Below are 25,629 nucleotides of genomic sequence, written 5' to 3'. Positions count from 1 at the left end.
ATGGAATTTCAAAATCTTCACGAAGTCCTACGCTCATTATATGATGAGATGCTCCCACTGTCCGCCGATATGGCGGCAGTGGCTAAAGGGATAGCCGGATTGGGGGCTTTGTTCTATGTTGCCATAAAAGTATGGCAGGCTTTGAGCAGGGCTGAACCCATTGATATGTACCCTTTGCTTCGTCCTTTCGCTTTGGGGCTTTGCATTATGTTTTTCCCAACTATCGTATTGGGAACAATCAATGCCGTGTTAAGTCCGGTGGTACAGGGTACTCACACAATCCTCGAAAATCAGGTGCTTGACCTCAACAATTTGCAGGCGAAAAAAGACCTGCTCGAACGGGAAGCTATGCTACGAAATCCTGAAACAGCCTATCTCGTATCAAATGAGGAATTTGATAAAAAGCTCGAAGAATTGGGCTGGTCGCCCGGCGATTTGATTACGATGTCGGGAATGTATATGGATAGGTTTGCCTACCAAACCGAACAAGCTATTAAGAATTGGTTTCGCAATCTGTTAGAGGTACTGTTTCAGGCGGCAGCTTTGGTTATTGATACCATAAGGACGTTCTTTCTCATTGTCCTGTCCATACTCGGGCCGATAGCCTTTGCGATAAGCGTGTGGGACGGTTTTCAGTCCACGCTCACGCAATGGCTGACCCGATACGTCAGCGTTTACCTGTGGTTGCCTGTGGCAGACCTGTTCAGCTCTATGCTTGCCAAAATACAATCCCTCATTATCGAAAAGGATATAGCAATGCTTGCCGACCCGACTTACATTCCTGATACCTCAAATACCGTGTACATCATCTTTATGATAATCGGTATCGTGGGCTACTTCACTATCCCAACGGTAACAGGCTGGATTATTCAGGCAGGCGGTGCAGGGAACTTTACCCGTAACGTAAACCAAGCCGCAATGAAAACCGGAAATATCGCCGGAGCAGGAACAGGTTCGGCAGTTGGAAATATCGGTGGCAAGTTAATGGGGAAATAAAAACAATCAAATCATTTAAAAATGGAATTTAAAACATTAAGAAATATCGAAAACAGTTTTAGGCAAATACGGCTGTATGCCATTGTATTTGCCGTTCTCTGCCTAAGCGTGGTAGGATTTTCACTTTGGAAATCTTACAGCTTTGCAGACGAACAACGCCAAAAAATCTATGTGCTGGATAATGGAAAATCGTTGATGCTTGCCTTATCGCAAGATGCAAGTATCAACCGACCTGTGGAAGCAAGGGAACACGTCAGGCGTTTTCACGAACTCTTTTTTACGCTTGCTCCCGACAAGAACGCTATCGAAAGCAATATGAGCAGGGCATTCAACCTTGCCGATAAATCAGCTTTTGATTATTACAAAGACCTGTCGGAAAAGGGCTATTACAGCAGGATTATTTCGGGGAATGTACAGCAACGCATTGAGGTGGATAGTGTCGTGTGCAATTTCGACACCTATCCTTATGCGGTGCGTACCTACGCCAAACAATTCATTATCCGTTCGAGCAACGTGACCAGGCGTAACCTGATTACTTCCTGTTATCTCGTGAACTCTGTCCGTTCGGACAACAACCCGCAAGGCTTCAACATCGAAAAGTTTGCAGTGATAGAAAACAGGGATATAGAAGTTATCGAACGCTAAAAAAACAATCTTATGGAAGCATTATCAGATTTAAGCACGTTTGCAAAAATCCTTACCGATAAAGGATATAACGGCTATTTCCATACGCAGGGAGCGTATGCTGGAAAGTTGAAGGAAAGTATCGGCGAATACCTCGAAAACTGCCAAAAAGGTACAGATAGTTTGCCTAAACAGGACTTGTTGCTGACGGGCTACCTGCAATGGTCGGGCGAAGACAAGCCAAGTGTAGAATGCAGTATGTGGGTAAAATACCTGAACGGCAAATTCTCGCTTAACAGAATGGAGGTTGCAAGGAAAGACCAATTTGGGCAACTGCTGAAAAAATCGGAACTGACAAACCTGTCAGTCATATCCGCACCCAAAGCGGTTGAGGCAGTCGCTTTGGTCAATGAAGAACCGAAGCAAAAGGCAGGTCAAAGTCCTAAGCGTTTCAAGCTATAACAACAGAAATAGTAAGGTTATGAAAAAACTAAGAGCAAATATGGACAGGTACTTTGACAAGCTGGACGAACGCTGGCGGGCATTGCCCTTGCGGAAACAGCACCAATACACACTTTACTTTTTTGTGGGGTATCTACTGCTTACGGCAGGTGTCATTTGCAAAGTATGGTACGATACCTCAAAGTCGGGTAACGATATGGTCATTGAGCATATCGAAAACCCTGTCCTCAAAAAAAGTGAAAGTCCTGCAAGATTGCAGGACACATTATCAACAATTCTAAAAAACAAGATTTATGAAAGAAAATGAGAACAAAAAGTCGGTTGTTCGGGTAACGGAAGGGAACCAGGCAGCAACCACTGATGTACTGCAAGACGGTACACAGAACAAAGCCGAAAAGCTCAAAAAGCCACTCATATTTGGCTTAATGGGAATTGTCTTCGTAGGTTGTATGTACCTCATATTTAAACCATCCGCAGACAAAAAGGAAATTGAGAACATCGGGCTGAACGATGCAGTACCGGAGGCTACCGGAGCAGGAATGCCTGCCGACAAAGGCAAGGCTTACGAGTTGGAAATGCTGGAACGCAAAGAGCAAGAAAAACGCAATGCACTTACCACGCTTTCTGACTATTGGAATACTGAAGACAAAAAAGAGCCTAATGATGAATTTCCCGAAGAAGACGAAAACAGCAGCTATGGCGTTGGCAGAGGTTCGGGAAGAAACGGCAATCCTGCATTGAGCAGTTACCGCAATGCACAAAGCACATTGGGTTCATTTTATCAGGATAACAACTCTGAAACAACAGAACTCCGCAGGCAATTGGACGAACTAAAAGAACAATTAGCCGAGAAAGATGTACCTAAATCTGTAACCGTTGATGACCAGCTTGCCATAATGGAGAAATCCTACCAGATGGCGGCAAAGTATCTGCCAACAGGTACAAATTCGACAGAAGCCCCACCTGCTAAGGATGCAGGTACGGCTACCGCAGGTTCAACTCAAAAGGAGCATTTTGTGGCATTCACACCTACAAGAAAGAACACCGTTTCCGCTTTGTATCGTGAGCCTACGGACAGTGCCTTTTTAGCCGATTGGAGCGAAACAAGAAACCGGGGCTTTTATACCGCAGGTTCTATTGAGCAAACGGCACAACCGAAAAACAGTATCAAAGCCTGTGTACACGATGCGCAAACGGTTATTGGCGAAACAGGGGTACGATTGCGATTGTTAGAGCCAGCCCAAACGCCTCAACGTACCATTCCGAAAGGAACGATTGTAACAGCTAATGCCAAATTTCAGGGAGGTCGATTGCAGCTAAAGATTACCTCCGTAGAATTAGAGGGCAACATCATTCCGGTTGATATTACTATTTACGATTTGGACGGACAGCAAGGCTTGTACGTTCCGTATTCGCCCGAAATGAACGCCCTTACCGAAATGGCGGGCAATATGAGCCAGACTTCGGGAACAAGCATAATGCTCACGCAGAATGCAGGACAACAGGTTGCTGCTGATTTAAGCCGTGGCGTGGTACAGGGTGTTTCGGGCTATTTCGCCAAAAAGGTAAGAACCCCAAAGGTTACGCTAAAAGCAGGGCATCAGGTCTTCCTTGTATCTAAAAAATAATGTTGAACTCAAATAATTTAAACAATGAAAAATCATTTAAAAACCTTTTGGGCATTTGCCCTGATACTCGGCTTTGCCGTACAATCTTACGCACAGGATAGTGCAAAAACTCCGCTTGCATTAGGCAAGATAGAACCGTATAGAATGGAAGTTACCTACGATAAAACTTCACATCTTATTTTTCCGACCGCCATCCGTTATGTGGATTTGGGAAGCGAATACCTGATTGCTGGAAAAGCGGAAGATGCGGAAAATGTATTGCGTGTAAAAGCATCGGTGAGGGAATTTGAAGCGGAAACCAATTTTTCAGTTATCACAAATGACGGGCGTTTTTACAGTTTCAATGTGTATTACAGTCCCTATCCCGAAGCGTTGAGCTATGACCTCTTGACAATGCAAAAGGCGGTTGATAAAGCCAACGGAAACGATGTGCTTTTTGAAGAATTGGGCAACAATTCGCCATCATTGGCAGGCTTGCTTTTGGAAACCATTTACAAAAAGGACAAACGTATTGTAAAGCATATCGGGGCTAAGAGTTTCGGTATTCAGTTTATCCTCAAAGGTATCTACATACACAACGGCAAATACTATTTCCATACGGAATTGAGAAACCGTACCAATGTGCCGTTTCAGATTGATTTTGTGAATTTCAAAGTGGTGGATAAAAAGGTAGCCAAACGTACCGTAGTGCAGGAACGCCCGATGATACCGCTTAGGACTTACAAACCATTGGATGAGATTGGCGGAAAAACGACCGAGCAAAACGTGTTCCTGTTAGACCAATTTACCATTGCCGATGACAAGGTACTACTTATTGAGATTTTCGAGAAAAACGGTGGCAGGCATCAGACACTCCAGATAGAAAATTCCGACTTAATCAAAGCTCGTTTGATTAACGATATGCACCTGAAATTTTAATAACCTTTTAAAGTAAATAATATGAAAAAGTATATCTATACCGTGATGCTCATCTTTATGGCCATCACGGTCACACAGGCACAAAGAATGTTACCTAAACAGAAAGGATTGGAAGTGAGTACGGGTGTGCTGTCCGATGATAAAATCGGTAACGATTATTACATCAATGTAGCAATGACCGTAAACGGCAAAAATGGTAACTACCAGCTTTGGGCGTTGGAATATACACACCAATACCACGATTATAAAGACCTCCGCATACCGCAGGAAACTTATACCGCAGAGGGCGGTTACAGTTTCTTCCTGTTGGGCGATGTTCGTAAGAACATCACGCTGAACTTTGGAATAACAGGCGTAGTCGGTTACGAAAGCATCAACCGTGGCGAAGCAATGTTGTATGACGGAGCGAAGATACTGAGCGAAGACAATTTTGTTTACGGAGCAGGCGGACGGCTCACATTTGAAACGTACCTGTCCGACCGTTTTGTGTTAGTCCTGCAAGGGCGTACAAAGGTTTTGTGGGGTACAGACTTGGAACAATTCCGACCGTCCGCAGGCGTGGGATTAAGGTTTAATTTTTAAAATGTAAAATGATGATAGCAATATTCAATAAATTCAGGATAGGATTAAGCTCAATATATATACTCTTGGCAATCCTCACGGCTTCGGTTACGTTGGTATCTTGTAGCAAAGACGATGAACTCGAAATACAGAACGATTTCCCTTTTGAGGTCAAAGTAATGCCTGTACCCAAAGATATTGCCAGTGGGCAGACCGTAGAGATACGGATTACCATACAGCGAACAGGCAATTACAGCAACACGCAATATTTTCTCCGCTACTTTCAATTTGACGGTCAAGGCACATTGCGGTATTATGACGAACCACCGTATTTGCCAAACGATTTGTATTCGTTGCCAACGGAGCAGTTCCGGTTGTATTACACTTCGGCATCTACCGTATCACAATCCTTTGAGGTTTGGATTTCCGATAACTTCGGTAACGAAAAGCAGTTGAGCTTTCAGTTCAACAGTAGTGATTAATACTACTTATATAAAAGCAAAACCGACTGTTACAGGTCGGTTTTTTGCTTTTCAGCTTTCGGTGTACGTTGTTTTTTGTTTAAATTTACTTGAATTATAATCTTAACGGGTATGGATACAGTTACGGCTCAATTGGTGTTTGGTATTATTGTTATCGTTATTGCGATAGTGCTTATTTATTGGATAAACCGCAGGAAATTTTATAGGCGTAATGGTATGGGTGCAGAGGGATTTTCGAGTTTTGAAGCATCTGTATTTACCCGTTTTATAGAACGTGTCGGCAAATGGATTGCATACGCTTTGATAATTCTCGGTATTGTCTGTATATGGACTTATAGCCAAATGAAAAAGGACAAAGAGAAGCAACAAGTGGAGATACCTAACTCGAAATAAGTATTTTTATGGAAATTTAGATTATATGATTTAGTATTCATAATAAAGAGGAAAATTATAAAATGACAAAATCCTTTGATGACATAACCCTACGAAATATATCTGATATTATATCAAATATACTGACACATACGAAAATTACAGAACATTTATCAGGTGCTGGTATTTCTCAATCTCAATATGGCACAAATAAAACAGACAGATTGTTTTATGCTTTAAAAGAAAGACAAGCACAAGACAGATGTGGAAATAATGTATTGGCATTTGTTGTTAGATTATTAAATCCTAAAAGATATAATTCCGAAGATGAATTTGAAAAAGATAGAACAACTATCAATGAGAAACTTGTTTATGAAGGGATAGAAATTGATAAAAGTGGACAGCCCCGACAAGTTGATAAGGCGAAAACTATTTCGGAAGCAAAAAGCAGGTCACTAAAAATCAAAGAAAAAGTACACGGAATTGGAGTTCATTCAGAAATTTTGCCTTATTGTGAAGCTGAATGGTTAAAGGAAAATTATTTTCACGCTATACTTGAAATTACGAAAAGTGTAGCAGAGAGGCTTAGGCAAAAAAGTGGCTATACTTCAGACGGAGCAGATTTAGTTGATGATTGTTTTGCGTTGGGAAAGGACAAAAGACCTATGCTTGCTTTCAATACTCTGAAAAATCAAAGCGAAGAAAGTGAACACAAAGGTTTTGGAAATTTCTGCAAAGGATTTTTTTCTATGTACAGAAATCCAAAAGCACACAACCCCAAAATATTGGAAGATACCCAACTTTCACAAATGACAGAAGTTTTGGTTGTAGCAACAATTATTCACAACAAACTTGATAACACTTATAAAACGGGGCTTAAATAAAAAAAATCGGATAGCTCAAAAGGTTATCCGATTTTTCGTTTATGGCAAAAGTAAAAAGCCAAACACTGCCTTTCAACGCCAATCAATGCAACCTTTCCCAATCCTGCAATAAGCCTTTATAAATTCGACTTCCACAGAAAAAATGAGCAAACAATGGAAGTTATTGCAATACAAAAAACCGCATTGGACGGAATGAAGAATGACCTAAGGGAACTTTTGGAAATGACCGAAAATGCCACACGAAAATATACCCCGATTTTCAAAGAGGAGCAATGGCTCGATAACCAGGAAGTGTGTTTGATGATGAACATTACCAAACGGACTTTGCAGACCTACAAGGACAAAGGCTTATTACCATATTCCAAACTGAACCGCAAGAATTATTATAAACGCTCGGACGTACAGGCTTTACTCGAAGCCGGACAGCCGTACAATACCAACGACAATGGATTTACTGACGAATGAAACGGAAGAAATCATCGCCCATCAGGAAATGATAATGCAGTTGAGAAACCGTATTGAAGAAATATTAAAAAATTACCGTCCTGTAATGAACGGAGAAATATACTTGTCGGGCGAAGATGTGTGTAGGCTGTTACATATCAGTAAACGGACTTTACAGCAATACCGTGACGATAATATCCTGCCGTATATACAAATTGGGGGTAAGATTATTTATAAGGAAACGGATATTCTGACCGTCTTAGAACAGAACTATATAACCAATGACAGACATTGCTTCTAATTAATTTGGTTCTGACTATGTTTCAACGGAAGGACTTTAGTATATTTGCTATGTAAAATATAACAATACTTAAAGTGTTTTTGCTTTAGGTCTTGGTACTGAAAACTGGTAATTTTTTGTATCCCCAAGACAATAAGTAAGAACGCTCACGTCATAGGCGTGGGCGCTCGCTTATTCGGGGATTAAGGCGTACCAGTGCCTCAGTATCGGTAAGTGTGGTTGCCTGCGCTTCTTTTTTTTGTGCAGGGCTACATCAACTCAAAAAAGTAATGATATGGAAACTGGTACAGCACAACAAAAAATTGCCCTCGCCTTTATCAATGATAAAAGCCCGATTTTGGATTTGACCTGCAACGACCTCGTTGCTTCAGGAATTGAAGTATTGTTCCGTTCTGAAAACATTGAAGACGGACTATCTCAATTACCAGCATTAAAAACACTTCCCAACATTTGTATTATTGACCTTGATTTTTACAATAAGAATGTGCTGGCACAGCTTCAAGAATTGAGAACACAATATCCAACCATTAACCTGATTGCACATAATGATATTGATGCAGAAAAAGCCGTAAAACCTCTTTTGGAAATTGGTTTTACAGGTTATTTGCTCATTGGTAGCGATACGGACGATTTTAAAAAAGCTATTGATGTTGTTACCAATGGCGGTAGATATTTTAGTGTGGGAGTAGCGGAAATTGCACAGGAATATTTCAGTAATAAGTAACGTTCCGATTATAATAGTATAAAATATCTGTTCTAATCAAGCGGCGTTCTTTTGCTTCTTTTCTTTGGTCGCTTATGTGAAAAGAAAAGAAGTCATTGCATACCTAATCATTGGGATAATGAATATCCCACACAATAATGTCGCAACCTGTTTGGTAAAAGGTAGAGAAAGGAAATTGTGTAGCGGTGCATTTTGACAAAGGGGTTGCACCGATTTGATGCAAAAAGACTGTCCCGACCATCGGGAGGATCTGTCTTTTTGCCGCCCGACTTTTCGGGTCAGGCGACTTTTATCGGGTGGGTGCGGAAATCTTTCAGATTGTGAAAAAATCCTTTGTATTCAGTCATTCCCCTGCGAAATAAGTTCCACAGCAAAGAACAACCCATTTGGGTTAATGAGGAATTGATAAACAAGTCCTGGTGTTCCAACGCTTCGGCAAGTGAGCAACTTGGCGTGTTATCCTCTTGTTCGGATTGCTTCAGCAATTCGCCAAATTCATCGGTAACAAATGGCAGGCTTGCCACCGTTTGGTATTTCTCTGAATTGGGTTGCTTTATCTCTCCGATAGTAGATAGTAGCACTTGTCCTGTATCTTGGCTGTTGCCAAAATCCAACCAATATTTCGGCTCATCTTGGTAGTGTCTGCGGTAACTTATTTCTTTAAGAATTTCAGCAACGCCAAACCTCGCCTGTACATTGTCCACACAAGTAATAGTAATGATTGCCCTTGCTTTTTCGGGTATTCTGCCAAACTTGTCCTTTTCAAATTTTACCGTTTCGGCTTTCCAATTTGTACCGATGCAACGATTGATACGGTTTATCAATGCAACCGATTTGTACAATCCTGTTTCACTTTCAAAAAAACGCTGTCTGCCTAAATTGGCACTCGTGATAACATCATCATCCCAAAGGCGGACTTGCAACCCTGCGTGTCCCAACGCTATCAAGCTCTCGTTTATTTCCATTAAAGCGGTCAATACTTTTGAGCCTGTGCCACCTGCCCCGATAAGGTTTACCGAAATTGGGTTTGTCGGATTGAGCAGATAATTGTCCGTAAAATGGATTGCTGTTTTTGCTGTATTCATCACAATAGATTTTTAAGGGTTTTGTTATTCTTTTTTAATACTTCTTTCGGAAAAGGTTTATCAGTATTGATAAGGTCTTTCCAAAGGTTTACAATGTTTTTTTTCGTGAGGTTCTCGCATAATGAATGGCTGAAATAGGAATTGAAAAAATAATGTTCCCACGCCTGTATAAATTCCTCAACCGAAGTCGAATTTTTAATGTCAATACTAACAGTACCCATACATACATTGCCCTTTTCATAGATATTGAAGAAAGGAACGTAATGCAATGGCGTTTTCTCGGTGGGTCTTCTGTCGTTTGCCAAAGCAAATACAGTAAGACTGCTTTTGCTCGCTAACCAAAGCATTGGCGGTACTTGTGCCTTTCCGTTGGGTATGCCCAAACTATCTACAAAATACAGTTGCCTTTGCTTTGATTTGGTGTACCAAAGTACCGCACCATTTTCTGCACTCTGATTGATATGCAAAATGTTTGTCGGCAAAATTCCCTTTGGCTTTAAAAAGGCTTTATTCTTTTCTTCATCGGTCTGTAAAGCCATTGATAATACGTTGGCTTCTTTTACTGTCAATGGGTGGGCATTGGTAGGCGTTCCGTTGCTATCCATATCGAAATGCTCCACGTACATTGCTGTATCTGTTCCTTTGGTTTCATAGAAAACCAAAGCGGATTTTGGATAGTACAATGTGCCGAAATCTTTGGTTATGTTGTTTATGGTGTTCATTTTTCTGTTGTTTTATAGTCATACAATAGAGTGCATAGGTCGTCCAATAAGGTAAACAGGCGGTTTTCAAAATCAAGGTTGTTTGTCTTTATTTTGCTTCCGTCAAAGGCTTTGCAAATGGTCGGTTCTTCCAATACTCCGCACTCGTTAAACTCGTTGTTGATGCTTTCTTTAAGGCTTTCATATAACCAACCTTTGGTATCGGAAATAAAAGAGATATACTTTTCCATTCCGATTGCTTCATTTTCGTAATCATCATTATAGGGGTCTTCTTCGGGCAATGGTGCATTTCTGAAAATGGTTACGTTCGGATATTCCGTATAAAGGACAAAAGCATTACAAGCTATCTGCCAACATTCCCTGTCGAATGTATCAAGGCTTTTAAATCGGCTCAAACGCTGTTCAAATACCTTTAGATTGATACGGTTAAATAGCTTTTGTTCTATATTGTCGCCAATATATTCGGCATTTCTCAACTCACTTTTATACGTTTCGGTTTCGTCTGTTTCATCATCCTGTTCTACCCAATCTTTATGCGTTTCATACAACCAATACAAATAGCTGTCTTCCTGCCTGTAATACGGTACATCGGCAATATGGTACAGATAACTGCATACCGATAAAAGTACCTGTGCGGTCTTTTTACGTTTCGGGTCTTTGAGCATTTTAAAGAGTGGTGCAATAGGAATATAATACAAGGTTGTACCTACATTATACCTTTCCTCGCTCACAAAAAAGGTTTTCTTACTATCCTGTACCAATTTGAAACTATCCCAATTTATGTTGGTACGTTTTACTTTGGTTTCCATATCCCACATAGACAATGTTATATTGTATGGAAAATCAAAATCTTTGGTCTGCATTGGCTCAATGCTGTAATGTTCAGCAAGTCGGGAAAGGGACTTGTAAAAATCCCTCTCCGTTTTCTGACAAGCCTGTACGGATTGTGCTATTTTCAGTTTAGGCAAAAACGTACACTTTAGAATACCATTGGTAGCATTGCTATTGGTACGGATTTCTGTTTGTCTTTCTGCACTTGGTTTGCGTCCTTTGGTCGTTGTAGCCAATTTGCGAACTCGCCCAACTGTCGGTGTAACTGCTGTTGTCGTTTCTGTTCGGGTATGCTGATTGTTCCCGATATGATATTGCGTTGCATAATTCATCGTTTTATAATTTTTGTTTAACCTTTCGTACCCATTACGCTTTCAAATTTGTACTCTACCGCATCATCTTTGATTTGCGGTGCGGATGCTTTTGCTGTTGTCAAAATCGGGTACATATTGGCGTAAAAATTCATTACGGCTTCCACGCTCCAACGTGGTTCTGGGTCGGTCAGTCTGATGTCCTGTCCTTTATCATTGAGGATAAATACTCGCTCTAATTGGGTTGCTAATAACATAATGGTCGTTTTTAAGTGTTAATACTGTTCTTCTTCGTCCGCTTCATCAATAGGATAATCGGCAGTAACTTCTTCCTCTTTTTGCGGTTCGGGTTTTGCTTCTTCCATTGCCCCGAAAAGGCTTGGTGTGGCAAACTTGTCGGACAATGATGTTTTACGCTTGCGTATCTCGTCCGCTTTTTCGGAGAACTCCGTTATATCGGGTACTTTCATCCACGCATCACGGAACTTGCCCTCTTTCTCCAACTCGTCAGCCTTTGCCATAGCATCTTTAAACTTCTTGTCTTTGGCTTCTTTTTCCTTTTTCTCCTTTTCGGCTTTTTCTTTCTCGATTGCCGATTGCTTTTTAACTTCTTCCAATTGCTTTAAGAATTTCTCCATATCCACCATTAAGCCCGATACCTTTTGTATAGGTGTGGTTATCTGCTCAAAAAATCCCTCGTCAAACTCTTGGGGCGTGGCGTTAAATGTCAATGGGGGAATACCGTTTTTGGCACTATCTCCGCATTGTTCGTTGTTGAGCAATACTGTTACGATTAAGTTGCTTTCTATTCCTTTTGAAATGTTCAGTTGTAAAACTCCTGTAAAGTCCAACTGCTGTATCTGATTGAAAAAATTTGTGTTCATTGTTCTAAAATTTTAAAGTTTCGTCTAATCGTTTTTTGATTGTTGTCAGTTTCTCAAACATATCCGTCCAATAGGCTTTTAGCTTTTTGTCGAACTCTGAAAAACTTTTGTCCTCGTGTCGGTACTCTTTATATTGCCTTGCCATTTTAATGGCTTCTTTAAGGTTCGTTATCTCAATGGGGCAACCGTTCAAATCTGTTACTTGCATAGCTTTATGAGTGTGGTTTTTCAGCGGTATAAACTCCATTTTCATAATAGCCAAATAGCTGTTCCCAAAGTCGTATTAGGCTATTGGTATCTACATAGAAATACTCGGTTCTACTGCAATAGATGATGTAAATAGCTTCGTCTTTGTATTGTGTTTCAAGGCTCTTGTCTTTAGCCATACTTTTTGCTTCCTCTATTGTTTTTGCTTTCATATCCGTTGTTTTATAAGGCTACCACCGATTAAGGCGGTAGCCTGTTGTTATTTAATTAAGGTTTAGGATTTCCGCACCATCTAAGGCAAAATCACTACACAATTCAAATGCTTTTTGTGATTTGAGTTGGGCAGTACCACCCAATACAATACTTTGCAACTTGGCTTCATCGTTCTTATAATTTCTTACGTTCTGATAGTAGCCTGTAACAGCGTTGTACGCTCCGAACAATGTGCCTTTGGTAGTGTCCATTTGCTGTGTATCGCTTATCATTGCATACGCAAAAGCATCCTCAACGACATTTTTGAACACGGTGGAAATTTCATCTTCCGCACCTTTTTTGATGAGGTCAAGCGTTTCCTTGTTTGGGCAAAGTGCCAACTGTATTAGCTTTCTTACCTCTCGGTCTGATACCTTTACTTTTGCCCATTCATTGAAAATGCCCTCTAATTGGTTGCTCAATGTGTTGGCAAGTCCCATAATCTTGTGAGCGTTCTCGATACGTTGTTTTGCCCCCGAAGTGTGCTTGATACGGACAACATTGGTCATACTGCGTAACGAAGCGTTTAAGGTATTTTGACAAACAATTCTGATAGGTGTAAATGCGGCTGTGATACTTCCGCTACCATCGTGCGAAGTGGTTAGGAAAATGTACTTTTCCGTAACGTCATCCCCTTTACCTACTCGGATATAGTCGGGCAATTTGGCTGTGATAAAAATGCGTTCTCCGTTGCCTAACGCTCCTGCGGTTTCATAGAGAATGCCCTCGCCACCGCCTACAATAGCATCAAAGAAATTAAAGGCTTCACGGTTCTGTACAATGTGGTAATCCTTACCAACTACGCCCAATACTGCATTGTTATCGGTGCGTATGTTGGCGAAATAGTTAGGTACTTCCAATTCGCTACTGCCTATCTCTATGCCGTTGGCAGTTTCGATAATGCCCGAACCTTTTGTAAATAGTGGGGATTTTACGACTTCGTAATCTAACCCTGCGTATTTGATAGCTTCCTCGCTTGTCGGGTATTGCTCCACGATTTGCCCTAAACCGTGCCACGCTTTTTGCTGAACGCTGAAAAATGAATAACGTCCTGTTCTCTCGTTGAAATTGATATTATGTGCCATAATGTTTAAAATTTTGATGTTAAAAAATGATTGAATACTCGTTGTTAAAATGGGAGGTCGTCATCTACTCCCTGCGTTGTAAATCCGTTACTTTCAGATTGTGCAGTAGCCTGTACGATTTCGGCTCTCCTGCCTCCTGCAAGCGGTTTGAAGTCAGAGGTATGAAAGTTCAAACCTGCCTTTGCTTCTCCGTCTTTACCTACCCACGCTCTTGTGCTTACCCTGCCAGTCAGTTCTACCAATAGACCTTTAGTGAGTATCTTCACTGCGTTCGGGGTTCTCCAATATGAGCAGTCGAAATAGGCGGTTTGCTCCACTCGTTCGCCCTGTTTGGTTTTGTAGCTGTCGTTTACCGCTACTGAAAAGTTTACTACTTGTTTTCCGTTTGACGTTGTGCGTACTTCCGCATCCCTTGTCAGTCTTCCTGTGATGTTCATAATCGTCCTGTTTTAAAAGTTTTACATTTTGTTACGTTCGCTTTTCTCGTTTCCTGCTTCCTGTTGTGGTTTGCTCCGCTTCGCTTCGCATAATTTTTTCCAAAAGAAAAACCGGAAAAAAGAAAGCAGATAATCCAGGCGGGCAATAGCGAAAACCAAGAAAAAAAATGATTTAATGGGGGTTCCTTTAGGGGGAAACCGTTCATTCATTTTTTTTATTGGTGGGTGTGTGCGGTGGCTGCCCGCTATAACTTAGCTGCCTTTTTACCGGTTGATTGTGGAAATATTCTGTTCTAATTTTTATGGAATAAATGACCAGGCTATGAGAGCCTGAAATAGAGGTTGGAATAATCGAAAAGTAAGGGCATAAAAAAAGCAGGATAGTTAAATCCTGCTTCAATCTGATAAGTAAAGAATGCACTAATTTTTAAACCATAATTTCTTCGGTATTGTAAATTTTATCTGCGTTTGTATGTTCATTCAATAATGCTATTTCTTCCCGTTCCATTTTAATAATAAACGCATCTTCCATTGCCTTAAATTTAGGCGAAACCAAATCCATATCCTTACTGATTTTTTGGCTGGTAATCTTAGCATAAATCTGTGTAGTGGAAATATTCTTATGACCCATCATTTTGCTAAGGCTTTCAAGCGGAACACCCTCGGTCAAAAACATTGTGGCGAATGTATGACGGGCGGTGTGGAATGTAACTTTCTGTTCTGTAACAATACCCGCTTCCTCAATAAGTTTACCTATATGCGTGTTGCAAGTCGCATTGGATGGCATTGGGAATACAAAATCATTTCTTGTAGCTCCACGATATTTCTCAATGATGCGTTTGGGGATTTCCAAAAGACGGACGTTGGAGGCAACATCTGATTTCTTTCTCCTGCTGATTATCCATTGGTGTCCATCAAAGAAAGACTGGATATTGCTCCATTTCAGTTTCTTAATGTCTATGTAAGAAAGCCCTGTGAAGCAACTGAAAATAAAAAGGTCTTTTACAAGTTCATATCGAGGCTTAGATGGTTTCAGGAGCATTAAGGTTTCTACATCCTCTTTTAAAAGGTAGCTGCGGTCGGTTTCTTCCATACTGATTTCATAATCCTCAAAAGGATTATCCCGTATCAAGCCTTTTTTAATAGCCAATTCTGCCAAAGCAATAACTGGCATTGTGTAAACCCAAACCGTATTATGGGTACATTCCTTATCAATGCGAAGAAAGAAATCAAACTCACGAATAAAATCAGAAGTGAGTTCCCGGAAAGCCATATCGTCCCGATGGTAACGCTCCCTTATAAATTCGCTAAGATGGTTGTAAACAGTGTTGTATTTGCTATACGTGCTTTGAGAGCGTTTTCCCTTAGCGACCATTTTTTCAAAGTCTTCATTTTGGTCTTTAAAGACTTTTAGTACGGCATCGTCCATTACACCAACACCCAAAAACGAGAGCTTTACTTTCTGTGCGGTCGCAAAACCCTCGTGCTTCAGCATATCTTCGTAAATCTTGTCGATACGACCCCGTACGTTATCCAGCTTTTGGTTAATGTTCAAAGCGGTGGCACTCTTGCCCTCAACTCTTCCGTATTTTAAATCCCAATTTTTCGGGTTAATTTCTAACTTTGTTCCCAAAGTTTTAGCTGTTCCATCAATGGTAATACGTGCCATAATCGGTGCATTACCGTTCTTTTTCAGTTCGTTCTTTTTCAGGTAGAAAAGCAGTTTGAACGTGGACTTTTTTGTCTGTTCCATAACTCAAATGTTTAATGTTTAAAATTAAATTACATTGAGTTACAAGGGAATGTAAAAAAGGGTGCAAAAGACTGAAATATAAACAGTTAAGCTATGTAGTTACCTTTATCAATCGGTAACGAATTAGTAACCTAACCTTGTGTTTTCAAGCCCAAAACCTATCAGACACCGAGTTCCAAACTAAGACTACTGTTTTATAAAGCATTGTATAGCAACGGGTTTAATCGTTTTGCTTATTTTTGCTTTTTACTAATCTTTTTTTCATAAAAAGAGTAAAGTCATGTGGAATAAAAATAGAATTACAGAATTATTGGGTATTGAATACCCTATTCTGCAAGGTCCTTTTGGAGGAGGTCTTTCTACCGTTGCGCTGACAACAACGGTGAGTAATCTTGGCGGATTGGGAGGTTTTGGAGCTTACACATTGTCACCACAGGAAATCTATGACATTCACAAAGCCATACAATCCAAAACAGATCAACCTTACAACCTTAATCTCTGGGTAAATGATCATGATATTATTGACGAAGAACACACGAAAGAGCAATATCAAAAGGCCGTTGAAACCTTCAAACCGTATTTTGATCTTTTAAATATAGATATTCCTGAAGCACCACCCTCTTTTGAATCAAGGTTTCAGAATCAGTTGGAGGTTGTTCTTGATATTAAGCCCAAGGTGTTCAGCTTTATGTTTGGTTTACTGGATGAGAATATCATTGAGGAACTTCATCGTCAGGGAACAGTGGTATTGGGAAATGCAACAACGCTGGATGAAGCGATTGCCCTGGAAAAAACGGGTGTGGATGCTATTGTGGCTTCCGGTTTCGAGAGTGGCGGTCACAGACCTTCGTTTCTGGATCAGGCTGAACTTTCTACAACGGGAACTTTCGCTTTGATTCAATTAATTAAGGATAAAGTAAAAATTCCTGTAGTGGCTGCCGGAGGAATTGCCAACGGCCGTGGCATTGCGGGAGCTTTTAAGCTGGGAGCTGATGCTGTACAGATTGGAACCGCTTTTCTGGCAACTGAAGAATCCGGAGCCCTGCCAATCCATAAAGAATTTATATTTTCTGATGCTGCTAAATCCACCACGCTTTCCAGGGCTTATACCGGAAGATTGGGACGTGGAATTACTACAAAAATCACAAGAGATGTATTGACTGCAACGGATAAAACCCTGCCCTTTCCTTTACAAACTATTTTCATGGGAGCCTTGAGGAAAGCAGCTTTGGAACAGCAAAAGAACGATCTGGTATTTTTCTGGTCAGGTCAGATTGCGCCGCTTTTAAAACATAAAAAAGCCTCCACTTTAATGCTGTCATTAATTGAAGAGGCTTCTGAATTATTACAATAAATAGAATTTACACCGTCATTCCGATGTCTATTCCTTTAATTTTTCGATACAAATCGGTCGCATAGTTATCCGTCATCCCTGAAACGAAATCAATCACACCCAGCACTTTCTGGTAATCGGTGCCGTCATTGTAAATAAATTGCTTTGGAATGAGTTTCAAAGCTTTTTCATCATAAGATTTTCTGTGGTCATCAGGTTTCAGAATGGAAGGAATAAAATGATCCAGCAATTCATACATTACATTATAACCGGCATTTTCAATTTCAACAACCGCTTTGTGATTGTAGATTTTTTCTACGGAGAAACTGGCAATATCCTGTAATGCTTTATTTTCTTTTTTGTAGATATCGAGTAAACCATTGCTGAGATTTCCTTCAAGGATCGTTTCAAAGTTATATTTGTACATCTCAATCGACTTATTGATCAAAGCATTGATTACTTTTGCCCTCAAATAGGAAATCTGCTCGTTTTCGTTGGAGATAGAGCTTAACTTGGTCTCAATTCTCTGAACATCATCTGTTTCAGATTTTACCAGTTCGAAAAATAAGTTTTTACAGTCTGCTGTGGAAACAATTCCCAATCTGTGAGCATCTTCCATATCGATGATGTTGTAGCAGATATCATCAGCCGCTTCTACCAGCCAGACAAAAGGATGTCTCTTGAAAATATGCGGTTCTTCGCTTTCAGAAATAAGCTGAGTTCCTTTTGCAATTTCCAGGAATATATCTTTTTCATTCTGGAAAAAACCGAATTTCTTCCTGTGAATGATTCCTTTTTTCTTTGCTACGGCTTCGCACGGATATTTTACGATACTTGCCAGTGTTGAGAACGTAAGCTGAATACCTCCGGCATCTTTTCCTTGCTGTTGCTGCGCCAACACTCTGATTGCATTGGCATTTCCTTCAAAATTAACCAGATCCGCCCACTCCTTTTCATTGAACTTTGATTTCAGGTCTTTTTCGTTCCTTTCAAAATAGCTTGCAATGGCATCTTCTCCGGAATGTCCGAATGCCGGATTTCCTACGTCATGACACAAACATGCGGCTGCAATTACATTTCCTAAGTTATAGAGATAAAAATTCTTTGAATCTTCAGTCAGTTCATTTTTAAAATCATCCGCAATAAATTCACCGATAATACTTCCTAGACTTCTTCCTACAGACGATACTTCTAAAGAATGCGTCAGTCTGTTGTGTACAAAAACACTTCCGGGAAGAGGAAAAACCTGAGTTTTATTCTGCAGTCTTCTGAAGGCAGAAGAGAAGATAATTCTGTCAAAATCCCTTTGAAAATCAGTTCGAGAAGCTTTAGTCTGTGGATTGTTTCCTGTACGTTGATTGGTGAAAATCTGGTTTAAATTCATCATTTTTCAAAATTACTCCAAATTTTAATTGTACGGAATAGTATTTAGATTTTTATTAGAGAGATCTGTCATTCAAAAAATCTATTATAATAAACGTTTTTTCGGGATCAGAAAGCTTGAAGAAATATTCTACATTTGATACAACTAATAAAACTGAAGAATATATCATTTTTCTTCATCCAATTTTAAATTCTTTTTTACAATGACGGACAATACATGGCTCAACAGATGGGACGAAAGGTACAGCAGCGAAGAGTTTGCGTATGGAACAGAACCCAATAATTACCTGAGAGAACAGCTCACCAGATTAACTCCCGGCAAAATACTCTTCCCTGCAGAAGGTGAAGGCAGGAATGCTGTTTTTGCAGCAACGCAGGGATGGCAGGTTTCAGCTTTTGATATCAGTGCAAATGGCAGGAATAAAGCGTTACAACTGGCTGAACAACAAAAAACCAGCATTGATTATCAGGTGGGAGAGCTTTCCACTTTGAATTATCAACAAGAACAGTTTGATGCTATTGCCCTTATCTATGCTCACTTTCCGGGAAATATAAAATCTTCCATCCATCAATTGCTGAATCATTATCTGCGAAAAGGCGGTTTTATTATTTTTGAAGCTTTCAGTAAAAGCCATCTTGAATACATTGCAAAGAACGAAAAGGTAGGTGGGCCAAAGGATATTGAATCCTTATTTTCTATTGAAGAGATCAAAGCTGATTTTCCGGATTATGATATTATTGAATTAGAAGAAACAGAAATTGAGCTCAACGAGGGATTGTTTCATAATGGGACGGGCTCTGTGATTCGTTTTGTAGGACAAAAACTGGTCTAAGGATATTTTAAACAGGCTTGTTTTGGGATAAAGCTCAGATTTTATTGGGTTATGGAATATTATTTGAATCTTTATCTCAAAACAAACGTATGCCTGAAGGTCCATCCATCATATTAATGAAAGAAAACCTGCAGCCATTTGCAGGTCAGCAAGTGACAGAAGTTTCAGGAAATGCCAAATTCGAGAAAGAAATTTTCATTGGCCAATCCCTTCTGGAAATCCGAACTTTTGGAAAACAAACTTATCTCGTTTTTGAAAAAGCAGCGATCCGGATTCATTTATTAATGTTTGGTTCTTACAGCATTGATGAACAAACCAAACCGGATAAAAGCTTGCGTTTAGCATTGTTTTTCTCTACGGGAAGCATCTATTTTCACACCTGTTCTATAAAGTCTGTAGACCTTGAATTTCTCTCAACAATTGATTGGGAAGCCGATGTAATGAGCGATCAGTGGAATCCTAAGAAAGCTGAAGAGAAATTAAAATCGAATCCGAAAATGATGGTTTGTGATGCACTGATGAATCAGGATATTTTCTCTGGCGTCGGCAACATCATTAAAAACGAAGTACTTTTCAGAATTGGAGTACAACCGGAAAGTTTGTTGGGAAATCTACCTGCCAAAAAAAGGAAAGAACTTATAGCGGAAGCCAGGAATTACAGTTTTGATTTTCTGAAATGGAAAAGAGAATTTGTGTTGAAAAAACATTGGCTTGCTCATACTAAATCTGTGTGTCCCCTATGTGGACAGAAATTAATCAAAAAACAAACCGGTAAAGGAAAAAGAAGGAGTTTCTATTGTGAAAAGGATCAGAAGCTGTATTAGATCAATACTTAAGTTTTGTAAGCCGTTGAAGGGTTTATTTATCTGAACAGGCTAAAGCCCGTTTTCTATTGAATAGTTTTTCCCGCAGATTACGCAGATTTCCACAGATAATAATGCATATTTTTGATTGGTAATAGAAGGTCTCAATGATTTTATTACTCATTGCTTATTATTCATTACTGATGAAAAGCTAGTCTGAGTTGAGAAGTCCTCCGGCAAATCTTGTAAAGAATTCAGCGCGATAGACTTCTCCGAGAGGTATCTCGGAATCTTCGATGTATATATTATGATTATCAAATGAATCAATATAATTCATATTCACAACGTATGATTTGCTGACTCTGATGAACGTTTCCCCTGAGATTTTCTGATGAATGGTTTTTAAATTCATTGCGGTGATCAGCTTTTGCTGTCGGGTATGAATAACTACATAATCTTTAAGTCCTTCTATAAATTTAATGTCTGAAAAACTGATTTTATAGAACCTTCGCTCAGCTTTGATGAATAAAAAATCTGCGGTATTGGATTCTACCGTATTTTTCACGGTATCTTTAGACAAAAGTTCGGTATACAGTATGGCTTTATCAATGGCCTTTTCCAGCCTTTGGGGATCAATGGGCTTCAGAAGATAATCAACGGCTTCCAGTTCATAGCTCTTCAATGCATATTGGGAATAGGCTGTAGTAAAAATGATCAGGGATTTTTTTGGGAGCATTTCCGCAAACTCAAGACCTGTCACCATCGGCATTTCTATATCGAGGAAAATAAGATCTACATCATTATCTTTAAGAAATTCAAGAGCAGAAGGCGCATTGGGAAATTCACCAAGGATATCAATACTGGAGATTTCAGCAATCAGCGATCTCATTTCAGATCTTGCCAGCGGTTCATCATCAACTATAATACAATTCATCACACGGGAATTTTTAAATTTACAATATATTCTTTGTCTCCAGACTCTATCTGCAGGTCAAAAGTATCACTATAGAGAAGTTCCAGTCTTCTGGTAATATTGGCAAGGCCTAGCCCACTGTTTTTCTTATCCGAAACAGCATAGTCCGAACTTCTTGAATTCACACACCTGAAATAAAGCTGCTTATTCTCGATATTGATTTCTATTTTCACATACGATTCTCCCCCACTGATATCCACACTGTGTTTCACCGCATTTTCCACGAATGTGGTAAATAAATTAGGGGGAATAAAAGTACTGTTGAGAACTCTTTTATCCACATCTGCATGAATATCAAATAAGAAATTGTCACGCCTGATTTTTTCAAGGTTTAAAAAGTTAGACAGAAAATCAATCTCTGAGGTCAGTAACGTTTTCTCTTCACTGTTTTCATAGAGCTGATACCGTAGAAATTCAGAAAGCTTGACAATCACTACCGAAGCTTTTGCAGGATCTGTTCTGATGAGTGCTTTTACATTATTCAGCATATTAAAAAGAAAATGAGGATTGATCTGGTTTCTCAGTTCATTCAGTTCCATATTCAGCGTAAGATTGCTCAGTTCATTAATCCTTTTGTTGTCACTGATCCATTTTTGTAAAAGTTTTACTGTAGTGGTGGTCATGATAATCGGAATACACATCAGAACGCCTTCATAAATTCCTCCTTTCTCATTTTCCCTAAGAATATTTTTAATTCTGAATTCCTCGAAGAAAAGCTTAAAACCATATCCGATAAAGTTGAGTCCCAGTACTCCCATCAAAACAAGCAGGACAAGATAAGTGACATATTTTGTTTTAAAGAAAAACCGCGGAACCAATACATATATATTTATGTAAACCATAGTGATCAGAACAGTATACACAAAGAATAAAACATAATATTGATAGATTCCCGAATACCAGTGCCAAAATCGTGCACTGTAGATCAACAGGAAAAAGAAGATCAGAAACAGCAGATGTCTTCGAAATCGGTACTTCCCTTCCACCAGAAAATCCATGACAAAGGTTTCTTCAAATTTCCAAGGGCTGTATTTCATGTGATAGGCTCATTTTATGAGTAACAAAAATAGACAATAACGGAAATTATTACTACTTTATTATACAAAACCTGTATTTTATTATACCAACTTTTGCTTTCCCGGATTTTGTATAAAATACCTGCCATTTCGTATAAAAACACAATCACGATGTACTTTTCTCTATTCCTTTGTACCGTAAAATGACACTTATGGAATTAACAGCTTTTCACGAACTGACTCAGGAAATATCACTAGAATGCTTTTTTATGACAGAATCTCAACAGGAAGAAAAAGTAATACAGCTTATTGATTTACATCATTTTGTAGAATGTTTTGACCCAAAAATGAATATTCTAAGCTACCTCCATCATCCTATTAATATTGTGGAACATGGGGGAAACAAAAAAGGAATTTTATTCTGTGATCTCAAGCATTCTGCCGTTCCTGACAGCAATGCTTCTGAAGAGTTTAGAAGAAGATACGGACTCTCAGAACTCTGGTTTGTTTTTGTGGAGGAAACATTTGTTCCGGATACTTCCGGATATGCTGATGCGATTATTGAAAACAGTCTGGATATTTTCTATGACAGGATTTTTACATTCAATTTTTTCCAATCTATAATCCAACCCTTAAAATAAACTCACCATGAAAACATTGAGAAGAATGCTGGTTCCCCTTGCCATACTTCCTTTAAAAAACAGTATTTACGCCCAGAAAAAGGATAGTATTCCATTGAAAGTCCGTGCTTTTTTTGCTGATAAAATTCCACAATCCCGAAATTTCAACCTTGAATACACTTTGGTTACTCCCTCCTCTTTCTCTTCACAACTTCAGGGAAAAGATCTGCCGGATAACAAAGTGAAAAGCTTTCAACAGGTAAAAGCGGATGCCAATATTTATTTCATCAAAAACAGAAGCTGGCTTCTGAGCACTGCTTTAAGTTACCGTTTTACTTCGATAAGCAATGAAAATCCGGTAATCCCCGGAATTGAAGGGGAAGAAAACTTTCATTATCATTCGGAAGCGGTTAATCTTAGTTATTTCTCAAGGTTGTTCAAAAAAACGGCAATCTATTCCGCCAGTATTTCTACAGATGGAAGTGATCAGCATTTTGAACGTATCAGAGGATTGGTTACTGCTTCATTGATTTTAAAAGCCACTCCTAAAACAAAAATGTCTCTCGGGCTGGCGGGTATTATTGATCCCAGCACTCAAATTCCCGTTCTCCCTATTTTCACTTTAGAAAACAGATTTAATAACGGATGGGTACTGGATGTCCTGCTCCCAAAAAAAGTATTGGTAAGAAAAAACATTTCTTCAAGCGGAAGGCTCTCTCTGGGAACAGAGATGGATAATACCTCTTTTTATACCTACCGCAATAATAACACGTATGAATTCCGGCAGGCTGCCCTCAATTCAGGAGTTATTTATGAACACAACCTTGGAGGAAATTTTATAGGAACATTTAAAACCGGGCTTAGAGCGAATATTAATTCAAGAGCATTTAATAAGCAGGATTCCTTTAATGATTATATATGGAAAGGAACTTATAAGCCTTCCTTCTATTTCAATGCCGGAATTTCATATAATCCTTTTGAAAGACGAAAAGTAAAATAATATCCAACTGCAATTGGATTTTACAAGTTCCGAACTTATTATAAATTTTCTCAGCCAAAATATTAAAAAAAAATTAAAATTTCCCTCCTTCAAGATTTAACTATTCTCCTAAAACAGAATCAAAAGTTCAGCTAAGCATAAGCTGTTTCAAATATAGAAACCTTTCTCTTTCTTGAAAAATCTTATTACTGCTACACTTTGCTGATGAAAATAATTTCGGGATTTTATATAAGAATAGACTTTAAAAAATAGAAAATGGCAGTACCCAAACAAATATTTCAGACTTTTAAAACTAAAAAACTTCCTTTGATTACACGGTATCACATCTGGAATATGAAAAGGAAAAATCCGGAATACAGCTATTTCTTTTATGATGACCATGATATAGAGCAATTTCTCACGGAAGAATTTCCTCCTGAATATATTGAAAGCTATCGAAAACTGAGAATTGGAGCTTCAAAAGCTGATTTCTTCAGATACGCTGTTTTATATAAAAAAGGCGGAATATACCTGGATATAGACAGCAGTATTATAAAACCGTTTAAAAAACTTATTCAGGAGGATGATGAAGCTGTGATCAGTGCAGAAAGACACGAAAATCTGTATGTTCAATGGGCTCTTATTTTCAATAAAAACCATCCTTTTCTAGAGAAAACATTAGAACTGATGATTGATAATATAAACCATCACCGCTATCCGCATGATATCCATGCCACTACTGGCCCTACTGTATTCAGTAAAGGAATCAGGAAATCATTAGAGGAAAATCCGGCAATTCCCTTTAGATTATTTCACGGCATTGAGTTCCGTGGATATTTAAGGTTTAAATATAAACTGGGAAAGTTCTTTTTATACAAATCAAGGTCCCAACATTGGAAACAGATGGAAAAGCGTCAGGAAATTATTTTTTAGTGAGTTCCCATTTTTGAAAATACATTAATAATAATTACTCCAATAACAATCAAAGCAATTCCAATAATGGCAGGCAGATCCGGAACCTGTTTGAATGCTATAATTCCGATCATCGTTATAAAGACAATACCTACTCCGGACCAGATGGCGTAGGTAATGCCTACCGGTATATGACGAAGAGTAAGACTCAGAAAGTAAAAAGCACAGGCATATCCTATGACTGTTACCACCGATGGCCATAGCTTCGAGAATTCCTCAGATTTTTTCAAAAAAGTGGTAGCAATGATCTCAAATATAATAGCCAAAGCGAGAAAAATATAACTGCGTCCCATAAATTCATTCTTTGTACAAAAGTAACAAAAGCACTCCGGTAATTCAAAAAGGGATAATGGGAAAATTCTCTGCTGATCAAGAGACAGCAAATGCTTATCTTTCTTTAACGCTTTGAAAACCCTCAGTTTTTTTAACCACTAATCCTACAATTATAGTTCTTTCAGCACTTAATTCATCTTAAGTGCTTTATTTTTAGCTTCATTCAATATTTTAAAGATTTTGACAAAGTATGCCATTGTGCAAACTTATTTTTCCGATCTGGCATAAAAAAATTATTTCTCTATGTCATGAAGTGTGACAGCTGACAAAAATTCCGAAGGAAAAACGAGACCAAAAATAAATTTTCTTAACATGGAAATCCTTTTCGCGTGAAAAATTTACATTCAAAAATAGTGGTTTAAAACAATATTATGCTAAGCATTATTTATTATTTGTTTTATCAACTCCAATATAGAAGTCG

At 39.0% G+C, this 25,629-nt stretch carries 33 protein-coding genes; 19 read left to right on the top strand and 14 right to left on the bottom strand.

Annotation, left to right across the window (positions count from 1 at the left end; translation table 11 throughout):
* The 13 genes from traJ to ACWPWS_RS02480 all read left to right on the top strand — a co-directional run bounded on the left by traJ (position 1) and on the right by ACWPWS_RS02480 (position 8,396).
* On the top strand, positions 1-996 hold the full coding sequence (gene traJ / locus ACWPWS_RS02540; protein ID WP_059333820.1) for a conjugative transposon protein TraJ: 996 nt from the start codon (positions 1-3) through the stop codon (positions 994-996).
* Between the two features lie 21 nt (positions 997-1,017).
* The gene (traK, locus tag ACWPWS_RS02535; protein WP_026357463.1) at positions 1,018-1,641 is read left to right on the top strand and encodes a conjugative transposon protein TraK; all 624 of its coding nucleotides are present in this window, start codon (positions 1,018-1,020) and stop codon (positions 1,639-1,641) included.
* Positions 1,642-1,653: 12 nt separating this feature from the next.
* Positions 1,654-2,082, top strand: a complete 429-nt coding sequence (locus tag ACWPWS_RS02530; RefSeq protein ID WP_066439692.1) for a hypothetical protein — start codon at positions 1,654-1,656, stop codon at positions 2,080-2,082.
* Positions 2,083-2,101: 19 nt separating this feature from the next.
* Complete coding sequence (locus ACWPWS_RS02525) at positions 2,102-2,389, top strand: hypothetical protein (RefSeq protein ID WP_019974903.1); 288 nt, start codon at positions 2,102-2,104, stop codon at positions 2,387-2,389.
* Positions 2,376-3,710 carry a conjugative transposon protein TraM gene (gene traM / locus ACWPWS_RS02520; protein ID WP_066439696.1) on the top strand — a complete coding sequence of 445 codons (1,335 nt, stop codon included), beginning with the start codon at positions 2,376-2,378 and terminating at the stop codon, positions 3,708-3,710. Before ACWPWS_RS02525 ends, traM begins: the two co-directional genes overlap by 14 nt.
* A 24-nt stretch (positions 3,711-3,734) precedes the next feature.
* Positions 3,735-4,628, top strand: coding sequence for a conjugative transposon protein TraN (traN, locus tag ACWPWS_RS02515; protein WP_066439697.1), 894 nt, complete (start codon positions 3,735-3,737; stop codon positions 4,626-4,628).
* Positions 4,629-4,649: 21 nt separating this feature from the next.
* Positions 4,650-5,210, top strand: a complete 561-nt coding sequence (locus ACWPWS_RS02510; protein WP_066439701.1) for a conjugal transfer protein TraO — start codon at positions 4,650-4,652, stop codon at positions 5,208-5,210.
* 11 nt (positions 5,211-5,221) lie between these two features.
* Positions 5,222-5,671, top strand: coding sequence for a DUF3872 domain-containing protein (locus tag ACWPWS_RS02505; protein WP_066439702.1), 450 nt, complete (start codon positions 5,222-5,224; stop codon positions 5,669-5,671).
* A 111-nt stretch (positions 5,672-5,782) separates the two neighbouring features.
* The gene (locus tag ACWPWS_RS02500) at positions 5,783-6,064 is read left to right on the top strand and encodes a molybdenum ABC transporter permease (RefSeq protein WP_066439704.1); all 282 of its coding nucleotides are present in this window, start codon (positions 5,783-5,785) and stop codon (positions 6,062-6,064) included.
* 62 nt (positions 6,065-6,126) lie between these two features.
* Entirely contained in the window at positions 6,127-6,927 is an 801-nt protein-coding gene (locus ACWPWS_RS02495) for a TIGR02391 family protein (RefSeq protein WP_066439705.1), read from the top strand.
* Between the two features lie 153 nt (positions 6,928-7,080).
* Complete coding sequence (locus tag ACWPWS_RS02490; protein WP_066439706.1) at positions 7,081-7,392, top strand: helix-turn-helix domain-containing protein; 312 nt, start codon at positions 7,081-7,083, stop codon at positions 7,390-7,392.
* Entirely contained in the window at positions 7,373-7,672 is a 300-nt protein-coding gene (locus tag ACWPWS_RS02485; RefSeq protein WP_066439707.1) for a helix-turn-helix domain-containing protein, read from the top strand. The genes ACWPWS_RS02490 and ACWPWS_RS02485 overlap by 20 nt, the downstream gene beginning before the upstream one ends.
* Positions 7,673-7,946: 274 nt before the next feature.
* The gene (locus ACWPWS_RS02480; protein WP_066439708.1) at positions 7,947-8,396 is read left to right on the top strand and encodes a response regulator; all 450 of its coding nucleotides are present in this window, start codon (positions 7,947-7,949) and stop codon (positions 8,394-8,396) included.
* A 278-nt stretch (positions 8,397-8,674) separates the two neighbouring features.
* On the opposite strand, the gene ACWPWS_RS02475 is transcribed toward ACWPWS_RS02480, so the two are convergent.
* The 10 genes from ACWPWS_RS02475 to ACWPWS_RS02430 all read right to left on the bottom strand — a co-directional run bounded on the left by ACWPWS_RS02475 (position 8,675) and on the right by ACWPWS_RS02430 (position 15,963).
* Complete coding sequence (locus tag ACWPWS_RS02475; protein WP_055133019.1) at positions 8,675-9,481, bottom strand: PRTRC system ThiF family protein; 807 nt, start codon at positions 9,479-9,481, stop codon at positions 8,675-8,677.
* Positions 9,481-10,203, bottom strand: coding sequence for a PRTRC system protein B (locus tag ACWPWS_RS02470; protein ID WP_055133020.1), 723 nt, complete (start codon positions 10,201-10,203; stop codon positions 9,481-9,483). Before ACWPWS_RS02470 ends, ACWPWS_RS02475 begins: the two co-directional genes overlap by 1 nt.
* Positions 10,200-11,366, bottom strand: a complete 1,167-nt coding sequence (locus tag ACWPWS_RS02465; RefSeq protein ID WP_066439710.1) for a hypothetical protein — start codon at positions 11,364-11,366, stop codon at positions 10,200-10,202. Before ACWPWS_RS02465 ends, ACWPWS_RS02470 begins: the two co-directional genes overlap by 4 nt.
* A gap of 17 nt (positions 11,367-11,383) precedes the next feature.
* Complete coding sequence (locus ACWPWS_RS02460; protein WP_055133022.1) at positions 11,384-11,602, bottom strand: PRTRC system protein C; 219 nt, start codon at positions 11,600-11,602, stop codon at positions 11,384-11,386.
* An 18-nt stretch (positions 11,603-11,620) separates the two neighbouring features.
* Positions 11,621-12,229, bottom strand: coding sequence for a PRTRC system protein E (locus ACWPWS_RS02455; protein ID WP_066439711.1), 609 nt, complete (start codon positions 12,227-12,229; stop codon positions 11,621-11,623).
* Positions 12,230-12,233: 4 nt separating this feature from the next.
* Complete coding sequence (locus tag ACWPWS_RS02450; RefSeq protein ID WP_026357465.1) at positions 12,234-12,437, bottom strand: hypothetical protein; 204 nt, start codon at positions 12,435-12,437, stop codon at positions 12,234-12,236.
* Positions 12,438-12,441: 4 nt separating this feature from the next.
* Positions 12,442-12,648: a hypothetical protein gene (locus ACWPWS_RS02445; protein WP_055133024.1), complete on the bottom strand. Its 207-nt coding sequence runs from the start codon at positions 12,646-12,648 to the stop codon at positions 12,442-12,444.
* A gap of 51 nt (positions 12,649-12,699) precedes the next feature.
* A complete protein-coding gene (locus ACWPWS_RS02440) occupies positions 12,700-13,773 on the bottom strand; it encodes a DUF932 domain-containing protein (protein WP_066439713.1) in 1,074 nt (357 codons plus the stop codon).
* Between the two features lie 44 nt (positions 13,774-13,817).
* A complete protein-coding gene (locus ACWPWS_RS02435; RefSeq protein WP_066439715.1) occupies positions 13,818-14,210 on the bottom strand; it encodes a single-stranded DNA-binding protein in 393 nt (130 codons plus the stop codon).
* A 427-nt stretch (positions 14,211-14,637) separates the two neighbouring features.
* Positions 14,638-15,963 carry a site-specific integrase gene (locus ACWPWS_RS02430; protein WP_228378468.1) on the bottom strand — a complete coding sequence of 442 codons (1,326 nt, stop codon included), beginning with the start codon at positions 15,961-15,963 and terminating at the stop codon, positions 14,638-14,640.
* A 280-nt stretch (positions 15,964-16,243) separates the two neighbouring features.
* On the opposite strand from ACWPWS_RS02430, the gene ACWPWS_RS02425 reads away from it, so the two are divergent.
* Positions 16,244-17,317 carry an NAD(P)H-dependent flavin oxidoreductase gene (locus tag ACWPWS_RS02425; protein ID WP_454045379.1) on the top strand — a complete coding sequence of 358 codons (1,074 nt, stop codon included), beginning with the start codon at positions 16,244-16,246 and terminating at the stop codon, positions 17,315-17,317.
* A 7-nt stretch (positions 17,318-17,324) separates the two neighbouring features.
* Here ACWPWS_RS02425 and ACWPWS_RS02420 read toward each other — a convergent pair whose 3' ends face one another.
* The gene (locus tag ACWPWS_RS02420; protein WP_454046883.1) at positions 17,325-18,680 is read right to left on the bottom strand and encodes a deoxyguanosinetriphosphate triphosphohydrolase; all 1,356 of its coding nucleotides are present in this window, start codon (positions 18,678-18,680) and stop codon (positions 17,325-17,327) included.
* Between the two features lie 202 nt (positions 18,681-18,882).
* Here ACWPWS_RS02420 and ACWPWS_RS02415 point away from each other — a divergent pair, with 202 nt between their 5' ends.
* Positions 18,883-19,512 (top strand): class I SAM-dependent methyltransferase, encoded by a 630-nt coding sequence (locus ACWPWS_RS02415; RefSeq protein WP_454045378.1) that lies wholly within the window; start codon positions 18,883-18,885, stop codon positions 19,510-19,512.
* Positions 19,513-19,601: 89 nt separating this feature from the next.
* On the top strand, positions 19,602-20,336 hold the full coding sequence (locus ACWPWS_RS02410; RefSeq protein ID WP_454045377.1) for a DNA-formamidopyrimidine glycosylase family protein: 735 nt from the start codon (positions 19,602-19,604) through the stop codon (positions 20,334-20,336).
* Between the two features lie 190 nt (positions 20,337-20,526).
* Here ACWPWS_RS02410 and ACWPWS_RS02405 read toward each other — a convergent pair whose 3' ends face one another.
* Together ACWPWS_RS02405 and ACWPWS_RS02400 are read right to left on the bottom strand one after the other, a co-directional pair.
* The gene (locus ACWPWS_RS02405; protein WP_454045376.1) at positions 20,527-21,249 is read right to left on the bottom strand and encodes a LytR/AlgR family response regulator transcription factor; all 723 of its coding nucleotides are present in this window, start codon (positions 21,247-21,249) and stop codon (positions 20,527-20,529) included.
* Positions 21,249-22,325 carry a sensor histidine kinase gene (locus tag ACWPWS_RS02400; RefSeq protein ID WP_454045375.1) on the bottom strand — a complete coding sequence of 359 codons (1,077 nt, stop codon included), beginning with the start codon at positions 22,323-22,325 and terminating at the stop codon, positions 21,249-21,251. Before ACWPWS_RS02400 ends, ACWPWS_RS02405 begins: the two co-directional genes overlap by 1 nt.
* A 191-nt stretch (positions 22,326-22,516) precedes the next feature.
* On the opposite strand from ACWPWS_RS02400, the gene ACWPWS_RS02395 reads away from it, so the two are divergent.
* The 3 genes from ACWPWS_RS02395 (at position 22,517) to ACWPWS_RS02385 (ending at position 24,836) form a co-directional block, all read left to right on the top strand.
* Positions 22,517-22,945 carry a hypothetical protein gene (locus tag ACWPWS_RS02395; RefSeq protein WP_454045374.1) on the top strand — a complete coding sequence of 143 codons (429 nt, stop codon included), beginning with the start codon at positions 22,517-22,519 and terminating at the stop codon, positions 22,943-22,945.
* 7 nt (positions 22,946-22,952) lie between these two features.
* Entirely contained in the window at positions 22,953-23,924 is a 972-nt protein-coding gene (locus ACWPWS_RS02390) for a DUF6268 family outer membrane beta-barrel protein (RefSeq protein ID WP_454045373.1), read from the top strand.
* A 255-nt stretch (positions 23,925-24,179) separates the two neighbouring features.
* Positions 24,180-24,836: a glycosyltransferase family 32 protein gene (locus ACWPWS_RS02385; RefSeq protein ID WP_209784030.1), complete on the top strand. Its 657-nt coding sequence runs from the start codon at positions 24,180-24,182 to the stop codon at positions 24,834-24,836.
* Here ACWPWS_RS02385 and ACWPWS_RS02380 read toward each other — a convergent pair.
* Positions 24,833-25,168, bottom strand: a complete 336-nt coding sequence (locus ACWPWS_RS02380; RefSeq protein ID WP_454045372.1) for a DMT family transporter — start codon at positions 25,166-25,168, stop codon at positions 24,833-24,835. The two genes, ACWPWS_RS02385 and ACWPWS_RS02380, sit on opposite strands and share 4 nt — an antisense overlap.
* Between the last annotated feature and the right edge of the window lie 461 nt (positions 25,169-25,629).

It is taken from the genome of Chryseobacterium sp. Marseille-Q8038, assembly GCF_965111995.1.
This window is presented reverse-complemented; position numbering and strand designations above follow the sequence as displayed.